This is a genomic window from Marivirga arenosa, assembly GCF_030503895.2.
GTDB lineage: Bacteria > Bacteroidota > Bacteroidia > Cytophagales > Cyclobacteriaceae > Marivirga > Marivirga arenosa.
The window spans coordinates 3,820,735-3,841,860 of the sequence record NZ_CP129970.2 but is presented as its reverse complement, the minus strand read 5'-3'; the positions used below and the strand labels follow the sequence as shown (position 1 = coordinate 3,841,860).

Genomic DNA, 21,126 nt, shown 5'->3' with positions numbered 1-21,126 from the left:
AATAAATATGGAGATTTAAGCATAATCATTTTCAATAATTATGTGTTTTTACTGTCTGGGGGAAACTTAGCTTCTCGTAACCCTCGGTTTAATACGCATGATAGTATTCCAGAAGATGTTAGACCTCGACTCCGCCTTTTTGTTTATACTTGAAATTGTTTTTTATTTAGTTGGTACTTCCGGTTATTTTCTATTAGCATTTGGATACAAAGGAAATTTCTAGATACAATTTGATGCCATCAATTCTAATCTTCAGTTATGAGTATTTCAACTATTACTAACGCAACATATGTATTATAAAATGCTTCATTAATTACATTTGATTAAAGAAATAAACCTGATTTTTGTGAGGTATGCAGTATTTAGAAAAGACATCAATTGCTTAGCAGGTAGAATAATTAGAATTTTCATTGCTAGTTAAATGCTATTGTTAGGTTAAATGGTTTTGATATGATATTGCTTTTATTTTATAATCAAATTTCGAAATAATGAAGAGAAAAAAACTTATAGGTTCAGTAGCTATAGTCTTTTTGACAACGATAGTTTTTTTTAATTGTACAAGCAATGATGAACCACAGCCCTCAGAAGAAAATGAAAATACGATTAATAATGTCACAGAGTATGACAGAATCACTGACGGTAAAGATTTTAGCTCATGGACGGAAGTATTTAAAGACGATTTTACTGATAGCATTAGTTCTAGTATAAATTGGATTTTTGAAAATAATCGCGCAGATTATAATTCTACTCAAACCACTGATTATAGATCTAGTCAAGTGGATTACCTTGAATGGGATAATCGAGAAGTAATTACACTTTCAGCTGTGAGAAGAGGAAGCAGATTTGAAGCAGGTCACATTAAGTCCATTGCACAATTTGGCCCGGAAGAGAATCAGGAATTAAGTTTTAAGGCGAACTTAAAATTATTTGCAGAAGATGGTCAAAATCCTGATGGATCGCCACGTTATGTTGATTTTGATGAGACTTACGGTTTATGGCCGGCTTTTTGGACTGTTGATGAGGACGGTTGGCCTACCAAAGGGGAAATTGATATTATGGAAGGTTATTCTTATGGGGACAGTGAAACCTACGCAAGTAATATATTTTATGGACCAAATATAGGAGTAAATAGTTTGTCTCATGATAATACTGTTCATGAATATCCTCTTGCGGAGAATACAACTGAAGGCTGGCATACCTTGGAAATGCGTTGGATGAATGATGGAGGTGAAATATATATTAACATTTTTGTTGACGGTGAGTTTGAAACAACTTATGATAGCGATACTGATCCGAATCTTGATTTACAAAATTTCACTCCTCATAATATTATTTTCAACCTAAATGTAGGTCATGACGGTGCAATATTTAATAATAATCTAATCGATGGATTTACTAAAGCTTACTATTTAATCGATTGGGTAGAAGTATCGAAAAGAAATATTCTAACGCAATGATGAATTCTAATCATTGATCACTAGCAAGTAGATTATGTGAACTCTTTTTCCACCTTTTTCCATTTTGGTCTTATTTATATGAGCATAAATGGATAAGGATAATAGCACTAAAATTCAATGATTTTTTGAATCTACTATGCAATTTTTAAAGCTTACTAGTTTTCCTTCATGCATTTTAAAACCAAAAAGATTTTAACGTAAAGAGAAGAGATGAATCATAAAACGATAATTTTCACCGCGCTAATGTTAAGTCTGCTCTCATTAGCACATGCGCAAACGGAAGCACACCTGAATACCGCATTGTCTATTGAGGAGCGGATTACGCTATTAATGGAAGAAATGACGCTTGAGGAGAAAATAGGTCAAATGAACCAATATAATGGGACATGGGATTTTACTGGTCCAAGACCGGAAGGTGGGACCGAACAAGAAAAATTCCAGCACTTAAAAGATGGTTTAGTTGGGTCAATGCTAAATGTGACTGGAGTAAAAAATGTGAGGGCGGTGCAGAAGATTGCTGTTGAAGAGACCAGATTAGGAATACCTTTGATATTTGGCTATGATGTTATTCACGGTCATAAAACATTAAGTCCTATTCCTTTGGCTGAAGCGGCTAGTTGGGATTTAGAAGCAATACAAAAGTCTGCTAGTGTGGCCAGTGCTGAGGCTGCCGCTTCTGGTTTAAACTGGACTTTTGCGCCTAATGTAGATGTTTCAAATGATGCCAGATGGGGGAGAGTGATGGAAGGTGCAGGGGAAGATCCCTATTTAGGTAGTCAGATTGCAATAGCAAGAATTAAAGGATTTCAAGGGGAATCATTAGCTGCAAATAATACCATTGCAGCTTGTGCCAAGCACTTTGCTGGCTATGGCTTCGCAGAAGCAGGATTAGAATACAATATGGCCGATATGAGCATTTCAAAACTATACAATTCCGTACTGCCTACATTTAAAGCTTCCGTGGATGCAGGTGTGCGTACTGTTATGAATTCTTTTAATACGCTTAATGGTGTTCCTGCCACTGGCAATGTATTTTTACAGAGAGATATTTTAAAAGGCGATTGGAAGTTTAATGGATTTGTAATCTCGGATTGGGCCTCTATCCGAGAAATGATTGCTCACGGATATGCTGAAGATGAGTCAGATGCTGCCAGAAAAGCAATTGTAGCTGGATCAGATATGGACATGGAATCGCATATTTATGTTGCGGAATTAGTAAAGTTGGTAAAAGAAGGAAAAATAAAGGAAGGTTTGGTAGATGATGCTACCAGACGGATTTTAAGAGTGAAATTTGAATTAGGGCTATTTGATGATCCATATAAGTATTGTAGCGAAGAACGTGAAAACTCTGTAATTGGAAGCGAAGAAAATCATGAAGCTGTGTTGGACATGGCTAAAAAGTCAATCGTTCTGCTAAAGAATGAAAACGAATTGCTTCCCTTAAAGAAATCAGGTTTAAAGATTGCTTTAATAGGTGACCTGGCAGACGATAAAAATAGTCCTCTGGGAAGCTGGAGATTAGCTTCAGATGATGGGACAGCCGTTTCTGTTCTAGAAGGATTAGAAAAGTATGCCGAGAATCAGCTTGTTTTTGAAAAAGGAACTGATCTAGCCATCGGTGAAACAGCTTTTGTTTACGAAACTAAAATTAATAGCACGGATTTCTCCGGATTCGAAGCAGCTAAGAAGTTAGCAAAAAATGCAGATATCGTGATCATTGTATTAGGCGAGCATGGCTTCCAGAGTGGTGAGGGTAGAAGTAGGACAGAACTAGGATTACCGGGAAATCAGCAACAACTATTAGAAGAAATATACAAAGTAAATTCCAAGATTGTATTGGTTTTAAATAATGGCCGTCCGCTTGCTATTCCATGGGCAGCAGAAAATATTCCTGCTATTGTGGAGGCATGGCAATTAGGAACTCAGACCGGTAATGCTGTTGCGCAAGTTTTATATGGTGATTACAATCCAAGTGGAAAGTTACCAATGTCTTTTCCTAGAAATGTCGGGCAAAGCCCAATCTACTACAATAATTATAGTACAGGAAGACCTATAAATAAAGATAATAATGTATTTTGGTCTCATTATATCGATGCAGAAAAAATTCCTTTATATCCATTTGGTTATGGTTTAAGCTACACAAGTTTTGCCTATAGTAATTTAAAGCTGAAGAAAGAAACCTATAATCGAGCTGAAGAAATAGTTATTTCTGTAGAGGTGAAGAATACAGGAAATTATGATGGGAAAGAAGTAGTTCAATTGTATATAAATGATGAGGTTGCTAGCTTAGTGAGACCTGTAAAAGAATTAAAGAGATTTGAATTGGTAGATTTGAAAAAAGGAGAAGCTAAAACGGTTGAATTTACTCTTACAGAGGAAGATTTAGGCTTTTATGATAATCAGGGTCAATTTATTGTTGAGCCTGGTGTTTTTAATATCATGATTGGTGAAAGTTCAGTGAAAGGACTAAGTGCAGCATTTGAATTGAAGTAGTAAGAGTATTGCATTAGTCAATTACTTGATCAATTTGATACATGATGCATAGGCATAATTGAACACTTCAAAGTTTGGGGAGTCTTTACGTTAAGAATAATAGCATTAGAATTGTTTTGCTGATGTGGGGGCTTCGTCCTTTGCTAGATTATTTATGAAAATGATGTAAGCTAAAGTGATGATTGTGTGTATAAAGGAAAATTCAAGATGTATAAGTATTTTAAGATAGATATAAAAAAAGTCACAAATCTAATTATCCTATTTTTTTGTGTTTTGAATCTATTATTTTCCCAAAATAAGTTTGATAACTATCAGTTCAATAGCATTTCAGAAGCCACATCTAAAAGAGCTATTACATCCATTGTAAAAGATAAAAATGAATTTATATGGATTGGAACTGATGGATCTGGATTATATAGATATGATGGGCTGAATTATATTGCATACAACTTTGACTACACCAGTAGCAAGGGGATTATCAGTGACTTTGTCAAAACACTATATTTAGATAGTAACAATAAGTTGTGGGTGGGAACAAAAGAAGGATTGTGTTATTATGATCGCAATCTTGACATTTTTGTCCATGTAAATATTAAAGAAGCAATTGAAAATGACTATGGACAACCTGCTTCTATTAACAGCCTTATACAGGATAATAACGGCAATCTAATAATAGGCACTTATGGCTTTGGCTTGTTTAAAATGGATCTGCAGAAGCTAGAAATTACAAGAGTTGCAACAGACCTTCTCCAGAAAACTGATTTTCAAATTTCAAGTTTGTCAAAAAGTAAGTCGGGCGTAATTTATGTAGGCTCTAATCATGGTTTATTTGCTGTAGACAATAGCTATCATGCTACTCCAATATTTAAAGATAAATTTCAAAAATCTCCAATTTCAGCTCCAATTGAAAGTTTACAAGTCGATAATCGTGGTTTCTTATGGATTGGCACCACTTCGAATGGTTTAATGAGAGTAAAACCTGATATTGATAATTACCAATTTGATATTTATCCCATCACACAAAATAAAATTTTATCTCTTATTGAGGTTAACCCTAATTTTATTTTCTGTGGAACAGAAAACGATGGTTTGATAATAGTCAACGAAAAAGGAGAAGTATATCAAAAGTACCTGTACAATATAAGGCAAGAAAGAGGTCTTAAATCCAATTCCATTTGGGCGCTTTATGAAGATAATGAAAATATCGTTTGGTTAGGATACTACAATAAAGGTTTGGGCACTTTTAATGAAACCAATAATAAATTCCATTCAATTGAAGCATTACCTAATGACGAAAATACTTTACAAGCCAGTACGGTAACTTCTGTAGTTAAGAATCAATCAGGCAAAATTATTATGAGTAGTGAGGGAGGCGGAATTGATATATATGATCCTGAAGAAAAAAGCATTATTCAAGTAAATGAAGAAAATCAATTCTATTATAGTGGGTTAGATGCAAAAGATATACAAACTATATTTATTGACAGTAGGCAGAACATCTGGCTAGGCAGTTGGAGTAGAGGCATTTATTTACTTAGAAATGGAAATGATCAATTTGAAAATTTTAACATTGCAAACACTTCGGGTTTGAAGTCTAATAGAATTCTTAGCTTTTCAGAAGACTCAACCGGAAGAATCTGGATAGGAACATTTTCGAGAGGATTGCATTATTACAATCCCACTGAAAAAGACTTTTTTCATGTAAATATGAAGGCTTCAGATGGGAGTGACATTGATAGAGCGCTTATTAGAAAGGTGCTGGTAGATTCTGATAATTATTTATGGATAGGTACTATATCAGGACTATATCGATTACAATTAAAATCTGAAAAGGGGACTCAGCTAACTGCTATGCAAGCTGAAATGGTGAAAGCTGCAAATAACCACAATTCAATTGAACTTATCTTATCAATTTACGAGTCTAACGATAAAACAATCTGGATTGGAACTGACGGTGCAGGGTTGTTTAGTTTTGACAAAAAGGCAAACTCTTTCTTGAATTACGATTCATTTCCGAATTTGGAAGAAAAATCAGTGAGAGCCATTATCACGGATAATAATGACAACTTGTGGATTAGTGGGGGAAATGGCTTAACTAAATTAGATTTTAAGAATAGAAAAAGCACCAATTTTACTCAAGAAGACGGTTTGCTTTCAAATGAATTTAGAAATAATGCTGTCTATAGAGATAATAAAGGGTATTTATATTTTGGAAACTATGAAGGCCTGAACTACTTTAATCCAGATGAAGTTCTTGAAGTTGAAAATGATCCGCATTTATATCTTGCAGATTTTAAATTATTTAATAAATCAGTTAGTCTTGATGACGAAGACTCTCCATTAACCAAAGTAATTTCTCAAACAAAACAAATAACCCTCAATCATGATCAATCCGTTTTTACAATCGAATATGTAGGAATTGATTTTAAAGATACACGGAAGAATAAATATGCTTATTATTTAAAAGGCTTTGAGGATGATTGGAATCATGTGGGAAATAATACTTCAGCAACCTATACAAATCTGGAACCCGGAAAATACCTTTTTAAACTCAAATCTGTAGGTAGAAATAGGGATCAAGAGTCAAAAATATTAACATTGCGAATTACAATTTTACCTCCCTGGTGGAAAACATATTACGCGTATTTTCTTTACATTTTATTGCTTGGAATCTTTTTGTTTTTTATAGCTAGATTATATAAAAATAGAGTAAAGTCCAAGCAGGCTATAATTTTAGAAAGAGAGCGAGCAAATCAAATTGAAAAACTAAACAGTAAAAAGCTGCAGTTTTTTACCAATATCTCCCACGAATTTAGAACTCCGCTTACACTAATAATAAACCCTCTTGAAGATATCCTGAAAAATGAATACGAAGCACTTTCAAGTTCAGTTTACGGTAAGTTAAAAACCATTCACAAAAGTTCTGATCGATTAGCTAGACTTATCAATGAACTAATGGATTTTAATACGCTCAAATATAATGCGGTTTCTTTACAAGTGTCGGAGATTGAGATAGTTGATTTTGTGCGAGATATAATTGATTATTTTTCAGAAGAGGCTTCGCTTAGAAAAATTGACATATCCTTGGAAACTACAGCTCAAGAATTAAAGGACTGGCTAGACCCTAATATGTTTGAGAAAATCATGTTTAATTTGATTTCGAATGCAATCAAGTTTACACCAGACGGAGGAACCATAAAAGTCAAAATTGTTGAGCAGTTGAATCCAGAAGTGGTTGAAACTAAAAGGAATGATTCTAGTATTTCAGACTTTTATGCAATTTCTGTTGAAGATACGGGGCCGGGATTAGATAAGAAGAACTTGGGTAAAATATTCGATCGATTCTATCAGATAAATAATTTGAACAAAGCTTACTATGGTAGTACAGGTATTGGATTAGAAGTTGTAAAAGAATTTGTAGAATTAAACAAGGGTAAAATAAATGTTACAAGTGTATTAAATCAAGGGACTATCTTTACTGTAAGTTTTCCTAAGGGAAAGAATAAGTTTAAGGAAGATGATTTTAATGATAAACCCTTTCAAAGGGAACATTTTATAAAGAATTTAGAACTTCCGCCTGCCAAAGAGGTTGAGCCTGAAGCTGACGACAATAAAACCAAAAAGGAATACACAGTACTAATTGTGGAGGATAACAATGAATTAAGGAATTACTTGCAAAATGAGCTAAAAACAACCTATAAAGTAATAGTGGCAGAAAATGGCAAAAAAGGTTATGATTTGGCGGTCAGTAAACTACCTGACATCATCATTACCGATGTAATTATGCCGAAAATGAATGGGCTTGAACTTTGTAAAAATGTAAAAGCAAATATTAAGATAAGTCACATCCCAATATTAATGTTATCAGCAAAAGCCATGGTTTCTCATAAGGTTGAAGGTCTAGATGCCGGAGCAGACATATATTTAAGCAAACCCTTTGATATGAATATTTTACTGTCAAGTTTAGCTCAATTAATTAAAAGTAGACAATTGATTTTTAATAACTTATACACTGGGGTCATAAAAGAAGGCACACAAAACACTACAAGCGTAGATTTAAAATTCATTCAAAAAATACTGCTCGTAATTAACGATAACATTAGCAAACCTGAGCTTAATGTAGATTTTTTAGCGTCAAAAATATTTTTAAGCAGAAGTCAATTGTATCGTAAAATTAAAGCTTTAACAGGTGTATCCGTAAATGAATTCATAAGAAATGTAAGATTAGAGAGAGCAAAGCACCTTATCAATTCAGGAGATGATAATATAAATGAAATTTGCTATAAAGTTGGTTTTACTTCGCCATCTTATTTTACAAAATGCTTTAAATTAAAGTTTGGGCATTTGCCTACTCAAAACAAAAGCTTAAGCGAGGAATAAAATTCAAAGTCAAAATTTTTATTTTCTACAATAATGAAAAGCAGGCTTGAAGGCTTTACGTTCATATTTTATAATGTAGTCTTACAGGATCAAAGTTTAGTATCGTACATTATTAGCACAAAAAAACGCATATAACTATCCCGTTTTTGAATGCAGAGGCGTTTTATGAGTAATCATAAGGGCAGTTGAGTATTTTTCAATCCATTCAATTTGCATGATTCCATTTTGATTTAAATATGATTTGGTCTTACACTTAGTGAGCATCCCAATATCCTTTTATCTAAAGCATCTATCAATAGCAAACCATAATTATTTCCTTTAAGAAATAACTAGGGCAAGTATTCAATTTAGATGCGTTCAAAATATTTTACAGAATTATTCAAATCCTCTTGATGAAAAATACCTGATTTGTAATTTTTTGAATATAGAAGATGCTTCCGTTTAATAGAAATTAGAATTTCAATTTTCCAGTGGATAAATTCATAAATATGACCAAAAAGGGGCTTTTGTGCACTATTTTTCATATAAAACGCATCATTTGTTCTACTTATTAATCTTCTTTTCATAGACCTTTAAGACAGATCAAAGAGCTTGAGTTTAGAAAAACAAAGCTTAAAAAATAGTTGATGGGAACGCAACTTTTGATCGCTTAAAAAGGGACAGACTAATGTCGAATAATTAAAAGTTAATTACAATTTGTTACTACTATGATGAAACATTTCCTAAAAGCAGTTTTAATTTTTACCATTTTACTTCGTGCTAGTGTAATTTATGCACAAGGAACGCAAGTGGTTGAAGGTAAAGTTATTTATGAAGGATCACCTATTCCTGGTGTAAACGTAATGATTGAAGGAACTAGTGAAGGAATTAGCACAAATGCTGATGGTTCCTTTAAATTAAATAATGTTCCGGAAGACGCTATCTTGGTATTCAGTTTTGTAGGTCTTAAGACTTTAAGATTACCAGCAAAATTTAACACTTCCATGAGTGTAACTATGACAGATGATGCCGAAACACTAAATGAAGTAGTGGTGATAGGTTTTGGTACCCAAAGACGAGAAGACTTAACTGGTGCTATTTCTTCGGTGAAAGCCGATGAAATACAAGACAAGCCCTTTACCTCTATTGATCAGGCGTTAATAGGTAAGGCTGCAGGTGTCAACGTAACTCAGAATTCAGGAACTCCTGGTGGAGGTATTTCGGTTCAGATAAGAGGTATAACATCAATAAACGGGAATGAACCTCTATATGTAATTGATGGAACACCAGTATTTCCTGATAGAAACAATGAATCATTTTCATTCGGACTTTTTGGTGGGGGAGATGGACAGACGAGAAATTCAGCACTAGCTGGATTGAATATATCTGACATCGAATCTATCGACATTCTAAAAGATGCATCTGCCACCGCAATCTATGGAGCAAATGGTGCGAATGGGGTTGTGCTTATCACCACCAAAAAAGGTAGTCGAGGAAAAGCTAAAATAGCCTATGAAACTTATTTTGGCGTACAGGAGAACATCAATTTTGTAGATGTATTAGACTTACCTGACTATGCAAGGTATCAAACTAAGCTTTTCGAATTAAATGGAGAGCCTATCCCTTTTCAATATCAAACCCCAGAGTTACTGGGAAGCGGTACAGATTGGCAAAGAGAGATATTTAGACCTGCTCCAATTCAAAATCATCAACTATCAATATCTGGAGGAAATGAAGATACAAGATATTATACATCCTTTAGCTATTTTGATCAAGAAGGAACCATTATTAACTCGGGATTTGATAGATTATCACTTAGAGTAAATGTGGATAGTAAAGTTAATTCTTGGCTTAAAATTGGTAATAATTTATCAATTAATAGGTCGCTTCAAAGAGTTGTCAGAAATGATGATAGTGGCGGTATTGTTATGAATTCATTAAGGCAATCACCAGAGCTACCCGTGAGGTTCTCAGATGGTTCATTTGCTGGTCCTGCAAATAATGTAGGATCAGGCGGAAATGAAGCTACCAATCCCGTTGCCTTAGCTCAAATTAATAACGCCACAACACAACGAACACAACTTCTCGGAAATATATTTGGAGAGATTCAATTTTTTGATGGCCTTTCATTCAAAACTGAGCTAGGATATGATTTAGGCTTTGGTAAAATTGCTTCTTTTGCTCCAGCATTTGAATTAGGCGCTATTGTAGAAACACTAAATCGGTCTTTCAAACAACAGGAGCAAAGCTACTATTGGAATCTTAAAAATTATTTAACTTATAAAAAGACCTTTGCTGATAAACATAATTTAACAGTTCTAGTAGGGCAAGAAGCTCAGGAAAGTAGATATGAATATTTAAGTGGTTTCAGGACTGGTCAATTTTTGAACGAAGATTTTACAAATTTAGACCTTGGTGATAGCGAAACTGCTGAAAACGGTAATGGCTCTGGAAGATGGGCTATGACCTCGTATATCTCAAGAGCAATTTACGGATTTGAAGATAAATATTCTTTTTCAGCTTCAATAAGAGCGGATGCTTCTTCAAATTTTGGTTCTAATAATAGGTGGGGATATTTCCCCTCTGTTTCAGGTGGATGGACCATAAGTAATGAAGAGTTTTTAAGCAATTTGAATTTCATCAATAATTTAAGAATGAGAGCAGGTTATGGATCTGTGGGTAATCAAAATATTCCTCCCAATAGATTTCAAACCATACTTTCCTTAGTGCCTTCACCATTTGGCGGCAATTCACCTACAATAGACAATTTGGGAAACCCTAATATTAAATGGGAAGCTTTAAATTCATTTAATCTAGGAATTGATGCAGCTGTCCTGAACAATAGACTGAAACTAACTACAGATTTCTATATCAAAAATTCTTCAGATTTCTTAGCAAGACGAATTAGTGATGAATCAAATCAAAGTGCGCAAGACTTTTTTATAAATACAGGGGTTATCGAAACCAAAGGGCTTGAGTTAAGTCTGACAACTCTAAATTTAAATAAAGAAGACTTTTTATGGAAAACTACAGCCATTTTTTCAACATACACTAATGAATTAACCAGTTTTCAAGGTCAGGGTCAATCTCTATTAGGTAGAGTGCAATTCGATCAATATACTATCACGAGAACTACAGAGGGGGAGCCTGTAGGCCAATTCTATGGTTATGTTACGGATGGCCTTTTCAGAAGTGAGGAAGAATTAGAAGCTGGTCCTATCCAAGAGGAGGGCACGGCAGTAGGTGATATCCGATTCAAAGATTTAAATAATGATAATGTGATTGATGGGAATGATCAGGCAGCTATCGGAAATGCAATTCCAGATTTTACCTACAGTTTTATTAGCAATATGGAGTACAAAAATTTTAGTCTTGATATTACGCTTCAAGGAAGTCAAGGCAATGAAATTTATAATTTTACCCGACATTATATAGACGGTATTGTGCCGGGCTTCGGGGATAGGTTTGCTAATGTGACTCCCCGAGCATTGAATGCATTTGAGCAGGGAGTAAATGAAAACACCAATGAGCCAAGGTTATCACTTACAGATCCGAACGGAAACGGAAGAATTTCAGACCGATTTGTGGAAGATGGTTCTTACTTAAGAATACAAAATGTGATGTTAAGTTATCGCGTTCCTGATAAAATACTAGTTAATAGATTCTTCTCAAGAGCTAGAATTTATGCTAGTGTTCAAAACTTGTACACTTTCACCAAGTATTCTGGATTCGATCCATCATTAGGAAGTTTAGATCAAAATGTGACCCTAAATGGTATTGATTTGGGTAGATTTCCAGTACCTCGAATATCCTCTTTAGGTATCAATTTAGAATTCTAAAAAATTAATACTTAGGAATAATAATTTTAAAACATATACTATGAAACGAATAATAAATAAATATCGATTAGCCTCGTTGTTTACTCTGTTAGTTTTGTCTTCATGTTCGGATGAGTTTTTGAACGCACCATCTGAAACACAGCTAACTCCAACGGATTTACCAGAGGGCATCACTGCTTTTGATGGTATTGCAGAAACTATGTATTTCGAGCCATGGTTTACATTTAATGATAAGTTTTTAATCGCAGTGGGCGACATGTATGCCGGTAACATTTATAGCGTTGATGGAGCCTACCAACAATTTAGAGATGCTCAAGTAACTGCTCAAAACCCCATTCTTACCGAAGGGTACGTTTCACTCTTTTCAGTTGTTGATCAGGCAAATAACCTTATGAGTTTGGTAGAAGATAGAAAGGATGAGCTACCCGCAGAGGACTACAATAGTCTCATGGGACTAAGTCGCTTCATGAGAGCAAATGCTTACTTTTTTTTGGTGAGGTCTTTTGGAGCCGTTCCTATTGTGGATGGAATTAATACTGAACCGCAGCCTAAAAGAAATCTAGTGGATGATGTTTATAGATTTATCAAATCAGATCTTCAATTTGCTGCTGAAAATTTACCAGATGTTGCAGTTAAGAGAGGATTTGTTACAAAGGAAGTAGCAAAAGGCGTTTTAGCTAAGGTGCATCTTACACTTGGAGAATATGCTGAATGCGCTAGTCTTACAGAGGAAATAATAGGAGGGCAATACTCATTAGTTGATCAATTTGGTAACCTCTTTAATAGCCCTGAGAACAATAACAGTTCTGAAAGTATGTTTGCTTTGCAATGGATATCACTCGCCACTGTTTGGGGAACGCAAAATACCAATCAAGCGTATATTGTACCTTTTGGGTCCGGAATAACGGGTGGACAAGATGGTTGGGGTGTGTATTTGCCTTCTATATCGCTTCAGCAAGAGTATGTTGATGAGGATAGAAGAAAAAAAGCCACCATCATGGAGGACGGTGACATTTATCCTGAATTGCTATCTTCTCAAGGTGGATTTACATATGAGAAAAATCTTTCAGTCACGGCCGCTAATTTCAGAAAATATATTGTGGGTTCTGCTGCCGAAAGAAGTGACGTATTTTTCATGAAAACATCACAGAATACGATCATATTAAGGTATGCGGATATATTATTGATGCATGCTGAAGCTAAATTAGCGGGTGGTTCTTCAACATCAGATCCGTCTGCCTTAAATGCTTTCAATGAAGTTCGAATGAGAGCAGGTTTGCCTACTAAAACTGTTTTAACGAGAGAGGAATTATTTAAGGAGAGGAGAGCTGAATTTGCTCTTGAAGGTCAATATTTCTTCGATTTAAAACGAAGAGGAATTAGCGAGGCTATTTCTATTATATCAGAACAAGAGGTTGGTTTTTATTCAGATCTAGATAGAACCGAATTAGTTTCTGTTAAGATAACACCTAGTGCTAATTACTTTGAATTGCCTATTCCTCAATCTGCAATCAATACAAATCCTTCTTTGTTAGAACAGCCTGTACCTTATAATTTTAATTAATGTCTATGTTGATCAATATAAAAAATATCGCAATTTTAATAATTTTGTCAATGGTATTCATTTCATGCCAAGATGACGAAGATACTGATATCATAGTAGATGCCATAGTTTCGGCACCAGGAGATTTGCTAAATGCTTCATATCCGAATACGCAAGTGAGGGTTGAAGGACAAGGGCTTTCCGGTTTGGAAAGGATCATCTTAGATGAAAATATTGAAGTGGGTTTTAATCCGGCCTATATTTCAGATCAAGCATTTATTTTTACAGTGCCTTTTGATAGATCAACAGGTAGTAGATTTGGTGTACAACCTTTAACTTTTCAGACCTCTAGGGGTTCGACTACCATAGATTTTGAAATTTTGCAGCCTGTTCCAGTTATCAGCAGTGTTTCTTCTGAAACACCATTAGTTGGAGATTTGGTAACTGTTGAGGGCGAGTGGTTTCTTGATGTGTCAAGTGTGACATTTGGCGGTGAAGCAATAGAATATACAGTAAATTCTGAAGAGTCACTCACAATAGTGATTCCAGAAAGCGCAACTGGAGGAGCAGACTTAGAAATAACAACTCCGGGAGGTACAGTTAGTCGATATCTAGAGGTCAGTTTAGGATTTACCATAGTTAACATCTCTGATTTTGATGGCGGTGGAGTTAGGCAAGATTGGTTTTCTTTTGGTGATGTAGGCTCATTTGATCCTAATGTGGCAGGAGGTCCAACAGGAAATTTTGCCCAATTAGCTTGGGAAGGTTCAACCGAAAATGGTTTTAATGGTTCAAGTGCCGGTGCTGGTGAGAACTTTTTAGATCAATCAAGTACAAATCCAACAGAAGCATTTATAGAAATTGATATGAGTGTAAATGTGGAAGGAGCCCATGTTGCCATTCAACTAAATGCAATCGATGGAGCCAATTTTGCTTATAATTTAATAATTGAAAATACGGAGTGGAATACGTACTCCTTTCCATTATCTGAATTCAGAAATAATTTTGGTTTTGGTGAAGTGGTAGAGGGCAGTCCAAATCCTTCTAATGTGAATCAAATCAATGTTTCTATCGTCCAGAATGATACACCAAATCCAACGATAATCAGTTTTGACAATTTGAAAATCAAATATCGAAATTAACTGGTTTAATTATTTAGTTGACACAGTGATGAATAAAATAAGGGTGAGGGCTTTTGCCCTCACTTTGTTATAACAGTAATTAGTCTTGTCAACTGTTTAAAACTCTTAAATCAATCTCAATTCCAATGTATCAATTTGATTTTTCAATGGTGTAAACTTTTTCTATCAGATTGTGCTAGGAATAAAAAAGATGCACATAAAAGGCTAAAAGTTCTGATCAAATACTAAACGTAATTACTGCATTATTCCATAATTTACCCATTACATTTTCTACTGTTTCGATGAATAAACAACAAAAAATGAAGAACCTAATTCTGTTTTTTTCTGCTAGTCTGGTGATATTGTTTAATGCTTGTGCTAATGAAGAGGTTTATGATGATTTATCTCCGCTTCAAAAGCCAGTTGTTAATGATCCCATTGATATTAATGATAATAGTTTTATCGCTGCTTGGAATTTCGTTTCAACTGCAAAAAGTTATAGGCTAGATGTTTCCCTTCAAAATGATTTTTCTAGTTACATTCAAGGCTATGAATCGCTTGAAGTTGCAGGTCTAAACGCTACTGTTGCGGGTTTGACACCTGGCACCCAATATTTTTTTAGAGTGAAGGCAGTGAGAGAAGCAGAACTCTCTGATTACTCTAATGTGGTGATGGTAACTACATCTGGAACTCTTATTGATACTGATGTTAATCTAAAGGATAAAGCGGCCGATAACTTTTTTGTAGGTGCTGCTTTAAGTACTAACCGACTCACAGGAGGATATAACGAGCTGTTGACTACTGAGTTTAACAGTATTACAGCGGAAAGTGAAATGAAGATGAGAACCATTTTCGCAGGTCCGAGTGATTATAACTGGACTCGACCTGATGAATTGGTACAATATGCCACTGAAAACGAATTGAATATACACGGTCACGCATTGATATGGCATGAGGAAGTACCTGACTGGATGAGAACATTTACAGGTTCAAATGAAGAGTTTGAAATGATTATTGAAGATTATATTAAGGCTGTTGTAACTAGATATTCGGATAAAATCACTTCGTGGGACGTTGTTAACGAGGCAATTAGCGATGGTGGGGGAATAAGAAATACAATATTCCTGGAAAAATTAGGGTCTAATTATATTGCAAAATGTTTTCAGTGGGCCAGAGAAGCCGATCCTGACGTTCTATTGTTCTACAATGATTACAATACACCGGCAGACTTAGCTAAGCAGCAAGATGTTTATGCGTTGATAGACGATCTACAAGCTAACAATATTTCGATAGATGGCATCGGACTTCAAATGCATATTAGCATTGACAGTCCAACCCGACAGGAAATTCAGGATGATGTTGATATGGCATTACAAAGGAATTTAATCATTCATTTTTCTGAGTTGGATATAAGAGTCAATCCAGATGGAAGACAAATGGTCAGTTCGTTGACGGAGGAACGTGAGATTGCTCAAAGATTGAAGTGTAAAGAAGTAGTGGATATATACAATGATATACCTGAAGCTTTCAAGTATGCTATTACAGTCTGGGGGCTACGAGATCCAGATTCTTGGATTATAAATCATCATAATAGACCTGATTGGCCATTATTGTTTGATGATTCGTTCAATAGAAAATCAGCTCATATAGGATTCCTTGAGGGATTAGAGTAGTAAAAGGCTTTTTACTACTTTTTGCTTTCACTCTTGAGCAGATTTTTTAGACTGCCAAAAAGTCTATAGCTCTTGATTTATATATTCTTTAGATTGGATTGATTTGTTCACAAATTAAGGAGGGTAAAGCATTGAGAATATCTACTGCATCTTTTGGTTATTAATTAATATACTGGTCAGATTTTCAGCTATTTCATTTTCCTCCTTTCTTTCAATCTTGCCAAAATGCAAAGGCAATTGCTTGCTTGATTAAAGAACTAAATTGTGATTAAATTGATTATCATTTACTAATTTCTCTAACAATAATAAGAGAAAAGGTGGACGCTTTGGGTTTTCCTTGTAAATTTAGTGGTTGAACATATAAATTAAATTGAAATATATGAGAGAAGGTCTGATTCTATTCTTCCTAGTATGTTTTCAGCCATTAATAGCCCAAATCTCCCCAGAAAATATTGATATTGTCCGTGATAAATGGGGCGTTGCCCATATTTACGCTCAAACTGATGCAGAAGTAGCCTATGGTTTAGCCTGGGCCCATTCCGAAGATGATTTTGAAACTATCCAATCTACTTTACTTGCAGGCAAGCTAATGGCTGGCAAGCAATTCGGAAAAGATGGAGCTGGAATTGATTTCTTTACGCAGTTTATTGGTGCGCCTGAATTGGTAAAAGATAAAAAGAATGAGCTTTCGTCAGAATTTTTAGCACTGTTGAATGGCTATGTACAAGGAATAAATTCTTATGCCGTTTATCATCAGGATGAAATTTTGCACAGAAAACTGTTTCCTATAGCTGAAGATGATATGTTAACTGCTTTTGTCCTCTCTCTATCAGCCATGAGTGGGGCTGATAAGGTGATAGGCGATTTGGTAGCCAATAAGAAGTTTAATAATCCCTACGTGGGAATAGGATCTAATGCGATTGCTTTATCGCAAAATAAAACGAGTACTGGAGAAAGTTTTTTAGCTGTAAATTCACATCAACCTTTTGAAGGACCAGCCAGTTGGTATGAAGTGCATTTAAATAGTGAAGAAGGTTGGAATATGTTGGGTTCCTTGTTTCCAGGCAGTCCCACAATATTCCATGGAGTCAATGAAAATTTGGGCTGGGCACATACTGTCAATCATCCCGATAAAATGGATGTTTATCAACTCAGAATGCATCCTGAAATGAAAGATCATTATTATTTCGATGGAGATATAATACAGTTAGAGAAGAAAAAAGCTAAACTGAAGGTTAAATTGTTAGGACTTCCGATTCCGCTGTCCAAAACCTACTATGAAAGTGTTTATGGTCCGACATTAAAAAATGATCATGGCTATTTTGCTTTGACTTTTGCAGCCAATCAAGATTTAAAGGCCATTCAGCAATGGTATGAGATGACAAAAGCAGGCAACTTGGACGAATTTAAAAACTCTCTGTCTGGAATTCATTTACCAGATTTTAATATTGTTTACGCTGATAAAGACCACAATATTTTTTATGTAAGCAATGCTAAACTGCCTATTCGGGATTCAAATTTTAAGTGGAATAAAGTATTGCCTGGCGATACTTCTGCTACTATCTGGAATAAATTTCATGATTTTAATGATTTACCACAGTACACTAATCCCGCTTCAGGTTATTTATTTAACATGAATAATACAGCCTTTAATGCTACTGCTACAAATGATAATCTTGATTCGTTGAAATACCCTAGAGAGATGGGCTATTCTCTGTCTGATAATAATAGAAGCGTTCGATTTCAATATCTAATGAAACAAGAGGAGAAGTTGAGTTATAATGATTTCAAACAAATAAAATTTGATATTCAATATCCTGATCAATTCTATTTTGAGGAAGATATTAACATTATTTTCGAATTAGAGCCCGCCAAATACCCTGATATTGAAAAGTATTTAAAAATATTACAAAACTGGGACAGGAGAGCTGAAAGGAAAAGCATAGGAGCAGCTCTAATGAAAATGATTATTGTGAATGCAAAAGGTAAAGTAATTGACCATAAAGTTGCAGTAAATATTGTAAAAAGTTCTCAAGAACAGTTGTTGGAGGCATTTGGAACTATTGAAGTCCCACTTGAGAAAATTCAAGTTCATAAAAGAGGAGAAAAAGAAATTCCTATCGATGGTTTACCAGATGTGATAGCACCTATGTATACCCGAAAAATGGATAGTGAACTAAAGCATAGAGCATATGTAGGAGAATCCTATATACTATTAGCTCGTTTTGGCAAGGGTTTACCAAAATTAGAATCCATTATGCCTTATGGAGCTTCTTCAAAAGCTGAAAGTCCGCATTATACTGATCAAATGGAAATGTTTGTCAATAAGGAATTAAAGCCAATGACCTTAGATAAAGAGGAGATTTATGAAAATGCTGCTAGGATTTATCATCCTCAGGCTGAATAACAGTTTCCATATAATGTTCCATATCGAAGTCGGTTAGAACTGTATTTTTTCTTAAATATAATGGATGCCGAGGATGTCCGGCTTTTAGAGGATCGCCTGCTGACAACCATTTACAATCGTAAAATTGGCTCATGTTGAAGATATCCGATAGGCAGTGCTTTAAGAAATCTCTGGAATCAATAAGGTTACCCCAGGCAGCCCAAATCGTTAGCTCATCATTTTCTAAGTGAGATTCGATGATCTCTAAATTTGTTTCGTGATACTTTTTGATGATTCGTTGGTGCAATAACTTTGGATCAGCACTTCTTTGCGGGTACAGATTTAACATCAACCAGCTATCAAATTGGTTGTGCTTAGCAATTCTTTCCAAGGATGAAACTGTTCCGTCATATTCCTCTGGTTTCGCATGACTAGGATTCACGCCAATGCATAGCAGTGTATTTTTTCCTTTTTTCCCTAAAGAATAACGGTATTCTCCGCTTTTGTCGGTCTCATAAATCCACTTCATAATGAAATATAGTTAAAATTTTAAAAATTAATGTAAATAAAACTTGACATTTATATTTTAATATTAGTTATTTGTGTCAATAAAACTTTACAAAAAGACAATAAGTAATTACAATATGACAACTAAACAATACATTATGGAAGCAAGTAACTGGCATGAACAGAGAAAGAAAAATTTAAAAGCCTTAGCAATTTGGACATTTGCTTGGGTTTCAACTTTGGCTCTAGTGACATTTGGCCCTAAATTCTTATGGGAAGGGAATCAAGTGTTTACCTATTTAGCATTCTTTCTAAATTTAGGATTTGGAGTAGGAATGATTTTCGCGAATAGAAATCACATTAATGGTCTAGATGAATTAGATAAGAAAATTACTTTTGATGCTATGGCAATAGCATTAGGAGTTGGGGTGATTGGTGGCTTAAGTTTTTCAGTTATGGATATCACCAATATGATTGGGTTTGATGCTGAGATTTCATTTTTAGTAATTTTAATCTCGATAACCTATTTAATTGCAACGCTAGTAGGAAAATATAGATATAAATGAAAAATCGAGTTAAAGTATTAAGAGCGGAGCACAATATCACTCAGGCTGATTTAGCTAATGCGGTACAAGTATCAAGGCAAACCATTAATGCAATTGAAAAGGAGAAATTTGATCCCAGCTTAGATTTGGCATTTAAACTTTCAAAGTATTTTTCAAAAGCTATTGAAGAGATTTTTCAATATGAATAGGAGAGAAGATCATAGAAATTCATGACCTATAAAAGAAATTTGAAGTCAACTATTATTTTTACCTATGCTTTCAATCTTAAAAAGACCTCATCCTTTTATTTTCAATTCCGGGAGTATTCTCATTCCTGGAATTTTTACTTTCATTCTAATTAGTCTTTTCAGACCTCTAGGTTTCAATAGTCTGCCTACCACTTATGTTTTGGCTTTTGCATTGGGCCTCGGCTTAATTGCTTCAACTATGGTTTGGCTGACAGTTAAAACTTTGAAGCTGTTTTTTCCTAAATTAATGGATGAAGATTTATGGACTTTAGGCAAGGAAATTATGCTGATTTTTACCGTGCTCCTTCTAATCGTGTTCACTATTTTTATCATTTTTTTAAGCATTGATGTTTTGGATAATGACCCAGTTTCCCTTTTTAGAATGGTATTTGTAAAAACATTATTGTTTAGCATATTTCCCATACTAATTATGGTGCTTTTTGAACAGTATAATTATCAACGAAATCAACTCAAGGTAGCTAATGAGCTCAGTCAAAAAGTGAAGCTAGAACAAAAGCACACAGAAAATGTGCATTCAATTGTGGCTGAAAATGGCCAGCCTGTATTGCACTTGAAAAGTGATGAAATCCTATGGGCACAGTCAGATGGAAATTACCTTGAGCTATTTTATCTAGAGTCAGGAGAAAAAGTTAAAAAAGACTTGATTCGAAACAGATTAAAGAATTTGGTAGATCAACTTCCCGATGAAACATTTTTTCATTGTCATAAGAGTTATATGATTAATCTTAATCACATTCAGAAAGTGCAGGGCAATGCCCGAAACTTTGAAGTAGTGCTTAGATATGGGAATATTCCGATACCTGTAGCCAGATCAAAATCTTCTGAATTAAAGGAAAAAATCAATCGATCCATATAGGTGCTTCCTTTTTATACCTAATCGTTCCCATTAATACCAAACGGTAGTCAGATCAGCTCAAATACCGATTTGGCTCTT

Annotated in this window: 12 protein-coding genes; 11 read left to right on the top strand and 1 reads right to left on the bottom strand. The window is 34.7% G+C overall.

The features are described 5' to 3' along the window. Window positions 1-488: 488 nt before the first annotated feature. The 8 genes from QYS48_RS16650 to QYS48_RS16615 all read left to right on the top strand — a co-directional run bounded on the left by QYS48_RS16650 (window position 489) and on the right by QYS48_RS16615 (window position 18,892). Entirely contained in the window at window positions 489-1,457 is a 969-nt protein-coding gene (locus QYS48_RS16650) for a family 16 glycosylhydrolase (RefSeq protein ID WP_308356919.1), read from the top strand. Between the two features lie 210 nt (window positions 1,458-1,667). Further along, window positions 1,668-3,950, top strand: a complete 2,283-nt coding sequence (bglX, locus tag QYS48_RS16645) for a beta-glucosidase BglX (protein ID WP_308356918.1) — start codon at window positions 1,668-1,670, stop codon at window positions 3,948-3,950. Between the two features lie 273 nt (window positions 3,951-4,223). Further along, a complete protein-coding gene (locus tag QYS48_RS16640) occupies window positions 4,224-8,330 on the top strand; it encodes a two-component regulator propeller domain-containing protein (protein WP_308356917.1) in 4,107 nt (1,368 codons plus the stop codon). A 707-nt stretch (window positions 8,331-9,037) separates the two neighbouring features. Continuing rightward, window positions 9,038-12,148, top strand: coding sequence for a TonB-dependent receptor (locus QYS48_RS16635; RefSeq protein WP_308356916.1), 3,111 nt, complete (start codon window positions 9,038-9,040; stop codon window positions 12,146-12,148). A 40-nt stretch (window positions 12,149-12,188) separates the two neighbouring features. After that, window positions 12,189-13,712: a RagB/SusD family nutrient uptake outer membrane protein gene (locus tag QYS48_RS16630; RefSeq protein WP_308356915.1), complete on the top strand. Its 1,524-nt coding sequence runs from the start codon at window positions 12,189-12,191 to the stop codon at window positions 13,710-13,712. A 50-nt stretch (window positions 13,713-13,762) separates the two neighbouring features. Continuing rightward, complete coding sequence (locus QYS48_RS16625; RefSeq protein ID WP_308356914.1) at window positions 13,763-14,833, top strand: IPT/TIG domain-containing protein; 1,071 nt, start codon at window positions 13,763-13,765, stop codon at window positions 14,831-14,833. A gap of 299 nt (window positions 14,834-15,132) precedes the next feature. Beyond that, complete coding sequence (locus QYS48_RS16620; protein WP_308356913.1) at window positions 15,133-16,485, top strand: endo-1,4-beta-xylanase; 1,353 nt, start codon at window positions 15,133-15,135, stop codon at window positions 16,483-16,485. A gap of 379 nt (window positions 16,486-16,864) precedes the next feature. Beyond that, window positions 16,865-18,892, top strand: a complete 2,028-nt coding sequence (locus tag QYS48_RS16615; protein ID WP_308356912.1) for a penicillin acylase family protein — start codon at window positions 16,865-16,867, stop codon at window positions 18,890-18,892. On the opposite strand, the gene QYS48_RS16610 is transcribed toward QYS48_RS16615, so the two are convergent. Continuing rightward, window positions 18,864-19,400, bottom strand: a complete 537-nt coding sequence (locus tag QYS48_RS16610; protein ID WP_308356911.1) for a DUF1643 domain-containing protein — start codon at window positions 19,398-19,400, stop codon at window positions 18,864-18,866. The genes QYS48_RS16615 and QYS48_RS16610 overlap by 29 nt on opposite strands. A 136-nt stretch (window positions 19,401-19,536) precedes the next feature. Here QYS48_RS16610 and QYS48_RS16605 point away from each other — a divergent pair, with 136 nt between their 5' ends. The 3 genes from QYS48_RS16605 to QYS48_RS16595 all read left to right on the top strand — a co-directional run bounded on the left by QYS48_RS16605 (window position 19,537) and on the right by QYS48_RS16595 (window position 21,048). Then, window positions 19,537-19,944 (top strand): hypothetical protein, encoded by a 408-nt coding sequence (locus QYS48_RS16605; RefSeq protein ID WP_308356910.1) that lies wholly within the window; start codon window positions 19,537-19,539, stop codon window positions 19,942-19,944. After that, entirely contained in the window at window positions 19,941-20,132 is a 192-nt protein-coding gene (locus tag QYS48_RS16600) for a helix-turn-helix transcriptional regulator (RefSeq protein ID WP_302125846.1), read from the top strand. The genes QYS48_RS16605 and QYS48_RS16600 overlap by 4 nt, the downstream gene beginning before the upstream one ends. A gap of 64 nt (window positions 20,133-20,196) precedes the next feature. Further along, window positions 20,197-21,048, top strand: a complete 852-nt coding sequence (locus QYS48_RS16595; RefSeq protein WP_308356909.1) for a LytTR family DNA-binding domain-containing protein — start codon at window positions 20,197-20,199, stop codon at window positions 21,046-21,048. Window positions 21,049-21,126 lie beyond the last annotated feature (78 nt).